This is a genomic window from Paenibacillus sp. UNC217MF, assembly GCF_000686865.1.
Lineage (GTDB): Bacteria > Bacillota > Bacilli > Paenibacillales > Paenibacillaceae > Paenibacillus_B > Paenibacillus_B suaedae.
In genome coordinates, this window is the sequence record NZ_JMLT01000003.1 from 147484 (window position 1) to 160434 (window position 12951).

The following is a 12951-nucleotide window of genomic DNA, read 5'->3' on the forward strand; positions in this document are numbered from 1 at the left end:
CACTGCCTAACCGATATAATGATGCAAATTATTTAAAATATTGTGCGTAAAATCCACGAGTGTCGTTAAAATCCAGGGTCCGAACAACAGCACAACGATCATAACTGCCACAATTTTCGGTACGAACGCAAGCGTCTGCTCCTGAATTTGTGTCGTCGCTTGAAAAACGCTTATTAACAATCCGACGACCAAGGCAACTACCAACATCGGTGCGCTCACTTTAAGAACAGTGAACACAGCCTGTCCTGCCAGACCCATAATAAATTCTGCACTCATGTTCATTCCTCCCGTTCGCCATGTCTGACTCGCGTCATGTATTGAAGCTCATGAGCAGCGATTTCACTACGAGATACCAGCCATCTACGAGCACGAACAATAAAATCTTGAACGGCAGCGATATCATAACCGGAGGCAGCATCATCATCCCCATGGCCATAAGCGTACTGGCCACAACCATATCAATGACCAAGAATGGAATAAAGATCATAAATCCCATTTGGAACGCCGTCTTCAACTCACTGATCGCGAAAGCAGGCACGAGTACGGTTAACGGAATATCTTCGTATGTTTTCGGTTTATCCGTTTTGGTGTATTTCATAAATAAGAGCAAATCTTTCTCACGTGTATGTGAGAACATAAACTTCTTCATCGGAACAGATGCCTTCTCGAGCGCTTGGGTCTGGTTCAACTCACCCTTTAAATACGGCTGTAGGGCTGATTGATTCACTTCGCCAATTGTCGGGGACATCACAAACAAAGTTAGAAAGAGCGCCAGACCAATCAACACCTGATTGGGCGGCATCTGCTGCGTCCCTAGGGACGTCCGCACGAACCCAAGGACAACCACAATTCGTGTGAAGGAGGTCATCAGCACCAGAATTGCTGGAGCTATGCTCAATATCGTAATAAGCAGCAATATCGAAATTGATGATGCTCCCGGTTGTCCTCCGCCCCCGACCTTAATGTCGATGTCCGGAATAATGGGAGATGCCATAGCCCAATGAGCTGACATGCTGGATACAAACAGTGCGACGGTTACAGATAGTAACAATTTTTTGTTCATGAATCCATCTACCGATCTTCTTTATTATCTTCCTTCAATAACTGCTCCACTTGCTCGCTGCGCTTCGGCATGCGCTCAAGCTTCTCATGAAACATTTCATGGAATGAGACAGACTCCGTCTCTTCTGGCTTCGTGTTACTGTCAATAGTTCGTCCATTGCGTCCAACTCGCAGACGTTGTTTCCACTCCGACCAGGATGTTGGCCATGCCGCTGTCGGCTGCTCGCGTTCAAGCGCCGCGGTAAAGCGTGCCGCTTGGGCCGGATCGGATATTTTATCGATAAGCGTAATATCTTCCCCAATGCCCAATACATAGACGACATCGCCAACTTCTACGATTTGCATCGACTTGTTTGGTCCGAGGCCGGTGCCGCCCAACGTTCGGATACTTTGGTTCATTTGCCACATTCGGTTTTTGCGGCTTAACAGCTTGATGAACAGCACGATAAGTACGATGATGACGGCAAGTGACAACAACACGGTCAATAAGCTCGATAAATATCCATCGACACCAGATGATTGCATCAGTTGACCGCTGTCAGTTTTCATACAATTAACCTAATGTCTTCTTGATTGCTTCGATTACGCGATCCGCTTGGAACGGCTTCACGATGAAGTCCTTCGCTCCTGCTTGAATCGCATCAATAACCATTGCCTGCTGTCCCATCGCGGAACACATAATGACTTTGGCATTCGGATCGGATTTGCGAATTTCTTTAAGCGCTGTAATTCCATCCATTTCCGGCATTGTAATATCCATTGTAATCAGGTCTGGTTTATGTTCTTTGTACTTTTCGATCGCCTGTGCACCGTCCGATGCTTCCGCGACAACATCATAACCATTTTTAGTTAAAATGTCGCGAATCATCATTCGCATAAACGCTGCGTCATCTACGATCAAAATACGGTTTGCCATCGTTGAGAATCCTCCCCAAATCTTATTGTAGTTTTTGAATTCGATCCCACTGATTGATAATATCTGTGACACGCACGCCGAAGTTCTCGTCGATTACAACAACCTCGCCCTTCGCGATAAGCTTGTTGTTGACAAGAATATCGACAGGCTCGCCTGCCAGCTTGTCCAGCTCGATAATGGAGCCCTGGGAAAGCTCCAAGATGTCCTTGATCTGTTTGTGTGTCCTACCTAATTCTACTGTGACTTTGAGTGGGATGTCCAACAATAAATTTAGATTAGATTCATCCGTTTGTTGGTATGGAGCCGATTGGAAACTTGCGAATTGCACAGGCTGCACGTTCACATTCCGATTCGGTGCAGTCCCAAATGCTGCAGCGTGATCTCCACGCATATCCATACCAGGTGTATGCATTGGAGCATTTGTATAAGGTTGCTGCATAGCATGCCCTCCTCCCATTGGATCATGATAGCCCTGCATCGGCGGCATATGGGATTCCATTGCCGGTTGAACTGGTGCTGTCATAGATGGTTCATAAGCTGATTTGGCTTCAGGCTGCATTTCTGCAACCGGAGTTTCTGCAGCAGCCGCAGGTTCATCTGAAGCTGAGCAAAGCAGCAGTGAGACCATATTCCGCGCAAACGGAACTGTTAATATTTGCATGATCGTTGAATCGATCAGATCACTAATCGTCAATCGGAACGATACCTTAACGAGTACATTATCTTCAGGCAATGTATCTACGCCTGTTCCATTAGACATATCCAAGATGCCAATTCCAGGAGGAGAAATATTCACTAAGCGATTGAAGATAGTAGACATCGAAGTCGCTGAAGATCCCATCATTTGGTTCATAGCTTCTTGAACGGCACTAATATGAATTTCAGTCAAATCATGACTCGTGTTCGTGCCATCTCCGCCAAGCATCAAGTCTGCAATTACCTGAGCATCCGATGTTTTGATAACGAGTGAGTTTACACCCTCAAAGCCTTCTACATAGCGAACGTGTACGGCCACGTGCGGCTTCGGAAACTCATTCTCCAAGTTCTCACGCTGAAGCAGCGAAATACGAGGCGTTGTAATCTCTACTTTCTTGCCAAGCAGCGTGGACAGTGCTGTTGCTGCACTGCCGAATGTGATGTTGCCAATTTCGCCCAATGCATCAATTTGAATCGGGTCCAAAAACTTTTCAATGGAAGGAGTACCGGCTTCTTCGGCAGACGGTTCATCTGATGATCTCTTCAACAACGCGTCAATTTCCTCCTGTGACAAGTAGTCCTTACTCGTCATGCTCTTCCACTCCTTCATCTACAACGTGATCGATTTGTACTGAGACTCGATCCTTATACACACCAGGTGTTCCTATATATTTCTCGCGTTCGCCGACCCGAATTGACAATCCACTGTCAACCGGCTTATTCAACGCGATCACATCGCCAACCGCGAGCTGCATTAGCTCATGCACCGTAATATTGGATGTCCCCAGCTCCACCGATATCGGCAGCTTCGCCTTTGTTACGCGCTGGCGTAATTTTTCAACTTCAATCGGCTCTCTTGTCTTCTTCTCTGATACGAACCAATGGTGCACAGAGAGCTTCGGCATGATCGGCTCAATGACGACATGCGGGATACACAAGTTGATCATCCCCGTCGTATCCCCGATTTTCGTGCTCAAGGAGATGAGCGCTATCGTTTCATTCGGCGATACGATCTGCATGAACTGTGGATTCGTCTCCAATGCTTCAAGTCTTGGTTCAATATCAAGGACATTTTTCCAAGCTTCTTGCAAACTGTCGAACGCACGGCTGAATATTCGCTCCATAACCGTCGTCTCAATCTCTGTTAACGCATTGATTTTCGATGGAGCCATACCCGTACCGCCCAACATGCGATCCAGCATCGCAAAGGCTACGTTAGGATTTACTTCGAGTACCATTCGCCCCTTGAACGGCTCAGCCTCGAAAATATTCAGAATCGTCATCTTCGGAATAGACCGAATAAATTCGTCATACGGCAGCTGTTCTACCTGTACGACATTGATTTGTACAAATGTCCTGAGTTGCGCAGAAAAATATGTCGTTAAATATCTGGCAAAATTCTCATGGATGCGTGTTAAGCTGCGGATATGATCCTTAGAAAATCGAACAGCCCGCTTAAAATCATAGGAGCGAATTTTACGCTGCGTCTCCTCTTTCTTAAGCTCTTCTGCATCCATCTCACCTGAGGACAACGCCGCCAGCAAGGCGTCAATCTCGTTCTGTGACAGCACGTCAACCAATCGTTTCACCCCCTTACAGGAATCAACTACAACAGATGTAACCGCCCTTGTTAGAGGCGTTGCATAATGAAATCGGTCAAGTCGATTTGAATGACCTTGCCCTCTGGCAACTGCTTGTTAATCAATTCGAGCAGCTTGGAACATAACTGATCTTGTCCCTTCATGCCTTGCAGTTCCTCCGGCTTCATGTCTGCGAGCGTGCGTAAGATCAATGGTTTAATACGCATGTCTTTGATCTTGTCAAACTGCTCCTTGGTCTTCTTGCTGTCCAATTGAAATGCGAATCCTGTCAGTACGATATAGTCGTGATCTGCCAGGTTCGTCTTGATTTCATTCATACTGGACGTCATTTCTACAATTTCATCGGCAGACAGTCTAGGCACAGCAATGTTCCCAGTCGGGTTAGCTTGTTTCCCTGGTGTTGAGTTCGACATCATAATAACTACCAGTGCAATTAACGTGAGCGCTAGCAGCACCGTAATCATCCACGGCAGCATTCGTTTCATGGTTGTCCCTCCGATAATTCTGTCTTCTTCGTTCCGGCAATAATGCCTACAGAACGTATGTATTGTTCAATGCAACTAATGACTTCCTGCCCTTTCTCCAGCACAATAAACTTCTTGCCTGTCGTCAGGGTAATATACGTGTCGGGTGTCTCCTCTACAGACTCGATAAGAAGGGCGTTCACCCATACAGGCGATCCATTCAATCTCGTAACAGATATCATTCTATTCCTCCTTTCGAGCGCCGTCCGTCATCCCGCAGACGGGGGATTATGCCCCCACAGCCTGCGGGATTAAGGAAGCAGGATTACCTACCGCTTATCGCTTCAAGTTAACAACCTCTTGCAGCACTTCATCGGAAGTTGTGATGATGCGAGAGTTCGCTTGGAAGCCGCGTTGCGCAACGATCATTTCGGTAAATTCAGAAGTCAAATCAACGTTCGACATTTCCAGCTGTCCGGAAATGATCGCGCCTGTACCAGCTTCTGGACTGTTTGCTTCCGACAATTCATCAAGAGCGCCGCCCTCAATCGCATTCGGAGTCAATCGGTACAAGTTGCCTCCCACCTTCTCCAAGCCTTCTGGATTCGGGATCTTCGCAACACCAATTTTGACGCCTGTTGCTTCAGTCGTACCATCATCTCTCTTCGCGATAATTTCGCCATTTTGTGCAATAGTGAACGCAACGATCTCTTCATCCAATTGAATTCCGCCACCGCCAGCGTCCAGCACTCGCAAACCATCGGAAGTTACCAATTGACGCATTGCATCGAGATGGAAATCACCAGCGCGAGTATAGAAGGTCGCACCATCATCACCCATTTTTACTGCAAAGAATCCATCTCCATCAATGCGCAAATCGAGCGGACGGTTCGTCGTCATCGCACTGCCGCCTGTATGCACATTGTCTATGGAAGCAACAACAGCACCAAGTCCGATCTGCTTAGCATTGACGCCCCCCATACCACCATCGCCTGGTGCAGTCGTTCCTGATACCGTTTGGCTCATAATATCCTTAAAGGTTACGCGTCCAGCCTTGAAGCCTGCTGTATTTACGTTCGCAATGTTATTGCCGATTACATCCAGCTTCGTCTGAAAGCCGCGCATTCCGGATACACCAGAGTACATGGATCGAATCATTCTTTTTACCTCCGACTATTCGTTATTCCGCTCACTTCTGTCGTTCCATGAGCGATGGCCTCCTTAACGGTCCAGCCATTTCATACCGTGCCCTGCCATTTACACATTTCTCAACCTCATCAATGTAACTGCCAATGAACATTAATTCATAAGGACGGCACTGTCTATTTGCGTAAAGATGTGATCCTGCTGAGAAGCTTCATCGAGAGCCGTGATTACCGTTCGAGAGTGAACATTCACAATGAACGCCTGCTTGTTAACAACAACCAGTGATTGCTTAGCTCCTTTGGATTCCGCTTGTGAAATAGCCTGCTTCATCTTTTGCATCAAATCCGGTGTCATGGACATCCCGCGCTCCTTCATCCGAAGTTGCGCATGGTGACTGAACCGTACGTCTTCCTGCTTATGCAGCTCTTGATTCAGCAGCTGCTGAAACTGGAGGGCAGCGCTTGTCTTTCCGCTTGATGTCGCCCTCGACAAAGAATTTGTCTGTACAGGACGAATTGGCGGCAAATGCCCTAGTGAGCCTTGGATATTCATGAATTGCCGTCCACGGCTTGTTCCGGCTTGCTTGTCGCATTCCCATCCACTTGTCCGCTTGAAGGCATGCGAATTTCAGAAATGTACTTCATTTCGACTTCGTCCTTGCCTACTTTGGCGTACATCTGATTGTCACGAACTAGAATGGAATCCACGATGCCCGTCTTGATTTGGGTTGTGCTTTCCTTACCGTCCGTACTTGCCGCATCTTTCTGCGCAATCCATGTAATCTCCTTGCCGATCATATTGGAGGACATTCCGAGTGTCTGCTGCATCGTGTTCATTTGCGTCGAAATGTTCATTAATTGTTCGACAGAGCTGAATTGCGCCATTTGTGCGATAAAATCACGATCTTGCATTGGCTGCATTGGATCCTGATTTTGCAATTGCGTGATCAGAATTTTAAGAAATTCATCCTTCCCGAGCTTCTTCTCTTCCACACGACCGGCCAACGCCATATTGTCCTTGTGATAGTTCGGGAAAGTCACGACCTTTTGGAAGTTATTGCTCTTTACATTGTTAACTTCTCCTGGCACTTCCGCCCCTCCCTTCTCCTTGCTTGCTGCTACCAAATGCGCATCAATTATACAGATGCTGAGAAGGTGGATTGACCATGAGCACGCAGTGCTTCCTTCACCTGCTCTTCGTCCTGCTTCAGCGCTGCTGTATCTTCAATAGCTGCTGAACGCTGCTTCGATTGACGCTCCGATGATTGTTGACGATTGGCATTGGATTGCCGCTGTTCCTGGAACATCGATGAAGCCATTGACGAAGATGGCTGCTGGGCAACTTCAATCTTCTCAACTTGAATGCCCTGCGTCTGTAATGCTCCTCGAAGCATTGACATCTGCTGTTCCAGCATCTCTTTCGCTATTCCATGCTCCGTCATAAAGCGAGCTGTCAATTGTCCGTTATGTATTGTCAAGCGAATATCGACCTGCCCCAAATGCTCAGGGTACAACGATATTTTCGCTTCTGATACTGGACCCAGCTTGCTAAAGCGAAGCTGCTTCACGATGAAGCCGGACATTTCATCCGCAAATCGATCCGCATGAACAACAGGTGTAGATTTCGTTGTATTCAATCCTTCCTGTCTCATCGCCCATTGACCTGCCAGCATGACCTGCTGCGTTGGCTGAGCTTCTGTGCTATCAATCGTAGTCGATTCTACAACCGCTCCTGCCGCAGCGGAAGTAGCTGCCGGACGAAGCAGTGTGTTTAATTCGGTAAGCTTCTTCATAGCACCAAGCACTTGTCCCGCCTCTTGATCATCACCACTTGTCAATGCCGCCTGATTCGCTCCACTGCCGTTAAGAAGACGCATTAGTTCTTGAGACCCATCTGCATCAGTCTCAAGCCCATCCCCCTTCGATTGAAGGGCAGCACGCAGCATATGTGCGAAGTTATCCGATTCCCCCGTGCCTTTTGGCGCATCCAAGTATGACGCTAACTGAGCCATAATATCGCGCACTGCAATGGTGATTGTCTCAGGCTGTGCAATCAGATTTTGAAATTGTACGGAATCGCCTTGCTGCCCTGGCTGCTGTTCTTGCAGCCACTGATGAGCTTGCATTAGCCATTGCTGCAGCGCAGCCATAAGAGCAGGGTCTGGATCTGCTGCAAGCTGCTCATCCAGCTGCTTTAGCGGGTCATCGAACCATTGCCCAATCGCCTCAGTCAATGATTCCTCTCCTTCCGAACCCAGTGATGCCAATATTTCATTTGCTGACATCATTGAACCGAGTGTTGAGGACATCATTGCGTCTCCTTCTGCTCCGGCACCGCTCATGCACTGAGCAAGTGTAGCCCAGAAACCAGAAGCTCCTGTATCGCCTTTCGATTGAACTCCACCGAAAAACGATGCCGCATTAACAGCAGATACGTTCGTAATCGTTCCTGACATGTTTTCACCTCCTTCCGTTACATACGGTTATTGGTTCGGCAATAATTTGGCAACTAACTTAGCTGTCTTCGTCTTGTCTATGTCTGTCATGGCATTAATCAATTTCGAGCGTGTCGCATCGTCAACCGAACTCAGTACTGTCAGTGCTTTGTCCGGATTTATTTTTGCTGTTTCAAGCAGGAAGCTTGCTCCGCTCTTCGGTGTCATGCTCGAGAACGTTTTGCTGAGCTGCGAACGATCCAGCCCTGTTTGCGCCTCTTTGCTGTTCTCGTTTTTCTTGAGTCTCGCTTGCAGCGCGCGAATTTCCAAATTGTCGGACGGCTTAATATCCTTCAACATCATGGATGCTTCAGCTGCCACCTTGGGATTCATCTTCTCGAGAACTTTGACCCGGTTGTCTTGTTTCATTGCATTCAGTACGAGCACAATCTCTTCCGTTGCCATATTCTCTAAGATCGGAGCTGCTTTACTCGGCATCATCTTGGCATACACGTTCGCCAAATCCTTAATTTGACGATCATATTGCTCTTGATTCGCCTGCTGCTCCTGATGATTGCTTTTCAGACTTTGAAGCTGGTGCTTCAACTCAGAAACTTCCCCCTCAAGACTTTTCCGTTTGTCGGCCAAGACTCGCAAATCCTGATCTTTAGAAGCAAGCAGCGCCTTTAATTCTGTAATTTGTTCAGATTGCGCCTTGGTTTCTTCCTTCTGTGCCTTCTTTTCTTCCTTCGCTTTATCCTTCGGAGCTTCCTCTGGAGTCACCCACTTGTTCACGATAGGAATCTCACTGGCAATCGACACGAGCTGGCTGCGCCAATTCGCATTAAAGAGTGTCAACAACACACCGATTAAAATAATCGCAAAAATGATTGGTGTCACAAAGAACAAAAAACGCTCAAAACCTGAATAATTGCTTTCTTTTTCTTCTGTCATCATCTCTGACACTGCTATCCCTCCTGCTTGTGCGGCGGGTTCGAACCGGTATCCATGTTAGCGGGCGGCCATGTGATAGCGGACCGTTGCGAGCTCGTCCATCTCACTTTGCTCCCACAATGCCATCTGCCGCTTGAACTCCTCTTCTGCTTTTTCACGGGCTTTGGTCCATACCTTTTCATCCGTCATTCGTTCTGCAAGCTCACCCTGCTTGTCCTGAACATGGATTTCTGCTGACCGTACCCGTGTCCTCGCATGTTGGATTTGCTGTTCCACATGGGAGATGTACTGCTGCCAAGCTTGAACTTCAGCTACTGGCGCACAGCTGTCCACACTACTCTGCAGCTGCTGCCTTGCTGTCTCGAATTCTCGAAGACATTCTTGCAGGCTGTTCTCTTCCGCATGCAGATGTCCAACAGCCTCTGACAGCATCCATTCCGCTTGTTTCTTCTCATTCGTCCTCAGATCCAGAACCTTCTGGAATGAATAATGAAAAGCTCGCACTGCTCATTCAACTCCCTGGAAATTGCATCATTAATTGTTCCACCGTATCCTCATAGGAAGCTTCCTCTTCAATACGCTGCTTCGTAAAGGTTTCGATCTGCTCGATATAGGCAATCGCTTCATCGATAGCAGGATTGCTGCCTTGCTGATAAGCGCCGATGTTAATCAAATCTTCCGATTCACGGTAGACTGCCAGCAGCCGCTTCAACTGCTCTGCTGACAATTGGTGATCCTTCGGCACAATATCCTTCATAACCCGACTGACGCTGGCCAATATATCAATTGCAGGAAAATGTCCCTTATTGGCGATGTTCCGGTTCAATACAATGTGTCCATCCAGTATCCCCCGAACCGCATCGGCAATTGGTTCGTTCATATCGTCACCATCTACTAAAACCGTATAGAACGCAGTAATTGAACCGCTTGTTCCCGTTCCTGAACGCTCTAGCAGCTTCGGTAAGCTTGCAAACACGGACGGTGTATAACCGCGTGTCGCCGGAGGCTCCCCAACGGCAAGTCCAACCTCACGCATTGCCATTGCATAACGAGTTACTGAATCCATCATCAGCATCACATTCATCCCACGATCTCGGAAATACTCTGCTATCGTTGTCGCAATAAGCGCGCCCTTAATCCGAACGAGCGCAGGCTGATCCGAGGTTGCAACAATAACAACCGAACGAGCAAGCCCTTCAGGTCCTAAATCCCGTTCGATAAATTCAAGCACCTCGCGTCCGCGTTCCCCAATCAGGGCGATGACGTTTACATCGGCATCTGTATTGCGTGCAATCATGCCAAGAAGTGTACTCTTCCCGACACCAGATCCGGCAAAAATACCAACCCGCTGCCCGTTCCCAATCGTTAGCAAACCATCAATTGCCCTTACTCCTACTCCAATCGGTTCGCTTACACGCTGACGCTTAAGCGGGTTGGACGGAATATTATTTGTCGAATACTGCGACATTCGTGTCGGCAAGAAAGATCCGTCGAGCGGTCTTCCTAGCCCGTCTAACACCTTGCCAAGCAGTTCTGAGCCAACCGATACACTCAATGGCTTTCCTGTGCCTACAACATCACAGCCAGGGCCAATGGATTGCAGCTCGCCAAGCGGCATAAGAAGCACTTTATTGTCACGGAAGCCTACCACTTCCGCCATCAACGGCTCGCAGCCCTTCGTCGGGTAGATATAACATACTTCCCCAACACTTGCATCCGGCCCCTCAGATTCAACCATCAGCCCGATTACTTGCGTTACCTTACCATTAACACGAACTGGATCTATTTGCCGTAAATGATCCATATATTTATTCGCATTCCATTTGTAATTAAGCGCCATCGTCTATACGCTCCTCTTGCTGAATCGCCACCTGCAGAAGTGCCTTCTTGATTTCAGACAACTGTGTGTCTATGCGGGCGTCGATGCTTCCAAGGGATGACCGTACAACACAACCTCCATCGTTCACGCTTGTATCTGGAATAATCTCCAGTTCTGCTTGAGAGTCTATTGCAAATCCAAGCTCCTCACGTGCTGCATGGACGAAGGAGAACTGCTCAGGCGACACACACAGTGTAATTGTGCCGCTCTCACGCTTGCGGGCAAGTGTTCTTCGAGCGATTTCGAGTATAATGTCTGGGTCAACCGTGAGCTGCTGCTGAATGACCTTCTCAGCAACGGCACAGCTAAGCGTAACGACGAAAGGCTCCGCCTCCTGGAGGATTTGCTCTTTGGCCTGATACGCTTGCTGCAAAACGGCTTGAGCTTCAGCAATCTTGCGCTCATATGCCTGCTGTATTTCCTGCTCCGCTTGTGCCATCCCTTGCTGATAGCCTTCGTCATATCCTTGCTTCTTCATTGACTCGACAAGCTGCTCATCTTGTTCTCTTCGCTCTGTCCACCAGGCATCGATCTGTTCACGAGTTTCGCTTAACATCGTCTCAGCCTCGTCTGCTGCATTGCGTACATGCTCTTCAGCGAACGATTCTGCATCATCGAGAATGGACTGCCGCAAGCTTGCAAGCTGCTCATCCTTATTCAAGACATGTTCCGCAGTCAACGGCTCAGCTTGATCTTCTACCGGTGCTGCGTCCTGTCTGAGATGGCGGCGCACCGCCTCCAGCATTCTCAGCTGCTCGACAGGAACATACTCGGTTGATTTGATGACATTAGACAACGATATCATCTCCTCCGCCGCGAGCGATGATCACTTCACCCGCTTCTTCTAAGCGACGGATAGTCGACACGATTCGAGTCTGTGCTTCTTCCACATCACGAAGCCGTACAGGCCCCATAAATTCCATTTCTTCCTTGAATGTATCCGCCATACGCTTGGACATATTCCGGAATATCGACTCGCGTACCTCTTCGCTTGCAACTTTGAGTGCGAGCTGCAAATCGCTGTTGTCGATGTCGCGGATAATGCGTTGAATCGAACGGTTGTCGATATTGACGATATCCTCGAATACGAACATTCTCTTTTTGATTTCTTCGGCCAATTCCGGATCCTGAATTTCGAGAGAGTCCAGAATCGTCCGCTCTGTTCCTCGATCGACACCATTCAAGATATTGACGATCGATTCGATGCCGCCTGCGCTTGTGTAATCTTGGGTAACCGTCGACGAAAGCTTCTGTTCAAGCACCTGCTCCACCTGACTAATAACTTCCGGCGAAGTGCTGTCCATCAACGCAACTCTTCTCGCCACCTCTGCCTGCTTCTCAGGAGGAAGCGAGGATAGGATGACCGAAGCTTGTTCGGTCTGCAAGTAAGAGAGAACCAGCGCAATCGTTTGAACATTCTCGTTCTGTATAAAGTTGAAGATCTGCTGTGCGTCAGCCTTGCGTGCGAAGTCAAACGGTCTCACCTGCAGCGTTGCTGTCAGGCGATTAATAATATCCAGCGCCTTCTGCTGTCCGAGTGCCTTCTCCAAAATTTCTTTTGCGTATGTAATACCGCCTTGCGATATATATTCCTGTGCTAGGCAAATTTGGTGAAATTCGCTCATTACCGCTTCTTTTTCCGCTGCATCTACTTTGCGGACATTTGCAATTTCGAGCGTAAGCTGCTCAATTTCTTCATCCCTAAGATGTTTGAATATTTGAGCTGACACTTCCGGCCCGAGCGTTATGAGCAAAATCGCCGCCTTCTGTCTGCCTGTTAATCCGCCTTTGACCATTCC

17 protein-coding genes are annotated in these 12951 nt (G+C 48.1%); all 17 read right to left on the minus strand.

What is annotated here, in order from left to right; all coding sequences use genetic code 11:
- Positions 1-6: 6 nt before the first annotated feature.
- The 17 genes from fliQ to fliG all read right to left on the minus strand — a co-directional run bounded on the left by fliQ (position 7) and on the right by fliG (position 12948).
- Entirely contained in the window at positions 7-276 is a 270-nt protein-coding gene (gene fliQ, locus BP95_RS0100725) for a flagellar biosynthesis protein FliQ (protein WP_021256541.1), read from the minus strand.
- Positions 277-310: 34 nt separating this feature from the next.
- Entirely contained in the window at positions 311-1063 is a 753-nt protein-coding gene (gene fliP, locus BP95_RS0100730; protein WP_021256542.1) for a flagellar type III secretion system pore protein FliP, read from the minus strand.
- A gap of 8 nt (positions 1064-1071) precedes the next feature.
- On the minus strand, positions 1072-1611 hold the full coding sequence (locus BP95_RS0100735; RefSeq protein ID WP_021256543.1) for a flagellar biosynthetic protein FliO: 540 nt from the start codon (positions 1609-1611) through the stop codon (positions 1072-1074).
- Positions 1612-1615: 4 nt separating this feature from the next.
- The gene (locus BP95_RS0100740) at positions 1616-1978 is read right to left on the minus strand and encodes a response regulator (protein WP_005550576.1); all 363 of its coding nucleotides are present in this window, start codon (positions 1976-1978) and stop codon (positions 1616-1618) included.
- A 22-nt stretch (positions 1979-2000) separates the two neighbouring features.
- A complete protein-coding gene (gene fliY / locus BP95_RS0100745; protein WP_028531200.1) occupies positions 2001-3266 on the minus strand; it encodes a flagellar motor switch phosphatase FliY in 1266 nt (421 codons plus the stop codon).
- A complete protein-coding gene (fliM, locus tag BP95_RS0100750) occupies positions 3256-4254 on the minus strand; it encodes a flagellar motor switch protein FliM (protein WP_021256545.1) in 999 nt (332 codons plus the stop codon). Before fliM ends, fliY begins: the two co-directional genes overlap by 11 nt.
- A gap of 50 nt (positions 4255-4304) precedes the next feature.
- A complete protein-coding gene (locus BP95_RS0100755) occupies positions 4305-4760 on the minus strand; it encodes a flagellar basal body-associated FliL family protein (RefSeq protein ID WP_021256546.1) in 456 nt (151 codons plus the stop codon).
- Positions 4757-4981, minus strand: a complete 225-nt coding sequence (locus tag BP95_RS0100760; protein ID WP_021256547.1) for a flagellar FlbD family protein — start codon at positions 4979-4981, stop codon at positions 4757-4759. The genes BP95_RS0100755 and BP95_RS0100760 overlap by 4 nt, the downstream gene beginning before the upstream one ends.
- Before the next feature lie 94 nt (positions 4982-5075).
- Positions 5076-5897, minus strand: a complete 822-nt coding sequence (gene flgG, locus BP95_RS0100765) for a flagellar basal body rod protein FlgG (RefSeq protein WP_021256548.1) — start codon at positions 5895-5897, stop codon at positions 5076-5078.
- A gap of 141 nt (positions 5898-6038) precedes the next feature.
- Positions 6039-6437 carry a TIGR02530 family flagellar biosynthesis protein gene (locus BP95_RS0100770; protein ID WP_021256549.1) on the minus strand — a complete coding sequence of 133 codons (399 nt, stop codon included), beginning with the start codon at positions 6435-6437 and terminating at the stop codon, positions 6039-6041.
- Positions 6434-6973 carry a flagellar hook capping FlgD N-terminal domain-containing protein gene (locus BP95_RS0100775; RefSeq protein ID WP_021256550.1) on the minus strand — a complete coding sequence of 180 codons (540 nt, stop codon included), beginning with the start codon at positions 6971-6973 and terminating at the stop codon, positions 6434-6436. The genes BP95_RS0100770 and BP95_RS0100775 overlap by 4 nt, the downstream gene beginning before the upstream one ends.
- A 47-nt stretch (positions 6974-7020) precedes the next feature.
- A complete protein-coding gene (locus BP95_RS31690) occupies positions 7021-8340 on the minus strand; it encodes a flagellar hook-length control protein FliK (RefSeq protein WP_028531201.1) in 1320 nt (439 codons plus the stop codon).
- 27 nt (positions 8341-8367) lie between these two features.
- Positions 8368-9276, minus strand: a complete 909-nt coding sequence (locus BP95_RS0100785) for a MotE family protein (RefSeq protein ID WP_065291910.1) — start codon at positions 9274-9276, stop codon at positions 8368-8370.
- Between the two features lie 54 nt (positions 9277-9330).
- The gene (gene fliJ, locus BP95_RS0100790) at positions 9331-9777 is read right to left on the minus strand and encodes a flagellar export protein FliJ (RefSeq protein WP_028531202.1); all 447 of its coding nucleotides are present in this window, start codon (positions 9775-9777) and stop codon (positions 9331-9333) included.
- Positions 9778-9784: 7 nt separating this feature from the next.
- Positions 9785-11113 carry a flagellar protein export ATPase FliI gene (gene fliI, locus BP95_RS0100795; RefSeq protein ID WP_021256554.1) on the minus strand — a complete coding sequence of 443 codons (1329 nt, stop codon included), beginning with the start codon at positions 11111-11113 and terminating at the stop codon, positions 9785-9787.
- A complete protein-coding gene (locus BP95_RS0100800) occupies positions 11103-11948 on the minus strand; it encodes a FliH/SctL family protein (RefSeq protein WP_028531203.1) in 846 nt (281 codons plus the stop codon). The genes fliI and BP95_RS0100800 overlap by 11 nt, the downstream gene beginning before the upstream one ends.
- Positions 11941-12948, minus strand: coding sequence for a flagellar motor switch protein FliG (gene fliG / locus BP95_RS0100805; RefSeq protein WP_005550597.1), 1008 nt, complete (start codon positions 12946-12948; stop codon positions 11941-11943). Before fliG ends, BP95_RS0100800 begins: the two co-directional genes overlap by 8 nt.
- Positions 12949-12951: the final 3 nt, after the last annotated feature.

Coding starts and splice junctions, on each gene's coding strand:
- fliQ (WP_021256541.1), bottom strand. CDS start 276: ATGAGTGCAGAATTTATTATGGGTCTGGCAGGACAGGCTGTGTTCACT.
- BP95_RS0100740 (WP_005550576.1), bottom strand. CDS start 1,978: ATGGCAAACCGTATTTTGATCGTAGATGACGCAGCGTTTATGCGAATG.
- fliI (WP_021256554.1), bottom strand. CDS start 11,113: ATGGCGCTTAATTACAAATGGAATGCGAATAAATATATGGATCATTTA.
- flgG (WP_021256548.1), bottom strand. CDS start 5,897: ATGATTCGATCCATGTACTCTGGTGTATCCGGAATGCGCGGCTTTCAG.
- BP95_RS31690 (WP_028531201.1), bottom strand. CDS start 8,340: ATGTCAGGAACGATTACGAACGTATCTGCTGTTAATGCGGCATCGTTT.
- fliP (WP_021256542.1), bottom strand. CDS start 1,063: ATGAACAAAAAATTGTTACTATCTGTAACCGTCGCACTGTTTGTATCC.
- fliG (WP_005550597.1), bottom strand. CDS start 12,948: ATGGTCAAAGGCGGATTAACAGGCAGACAGAAGGCGGCGATTTTGCTC.
- BP95_RS0100770 (WP_021256549.1), bottom strand. CDS start 6,437: ATGAATATCCAAGGCTCACTAGGGCATTTGCCGCCAATTCGTCCTGTA.
- BP95_RS0100760 (WP_021256547.1), bottom strand. CDS start 4,981: ATGATATCTGTTACGAGATTGAATGGATCGCCTGTATGGGTGAACGCC.
- BP95_RS0100785 (WP_065291910.1), bottom strand. CDS start 9,276: ATGATGACAGAAGAAAAAGAAAGCAATTATTCAGGTTTTGAGCGTTTT.
- fliY (WP_028531200.1), bottom strand. CDS start 3,266: ATGACGAGTAAGGACTACTTGTCACAGGAGGAAATTGACGCGTTGTTG.
- BP95_RS0100735 (WP_021256543.1), bottom strand. CDS start 1,611: ATGAAAACTGACAGCGGTCAACTGATGCAATCATCTGGTGTCGATGGA.
- BP95_RS0100755 (WP_021256546.1), bottom strand. CDS start 4,760: ATGAAACGAATGCTGCCGTGGATGATTACGGTGCTGCTAGCGCTCACG.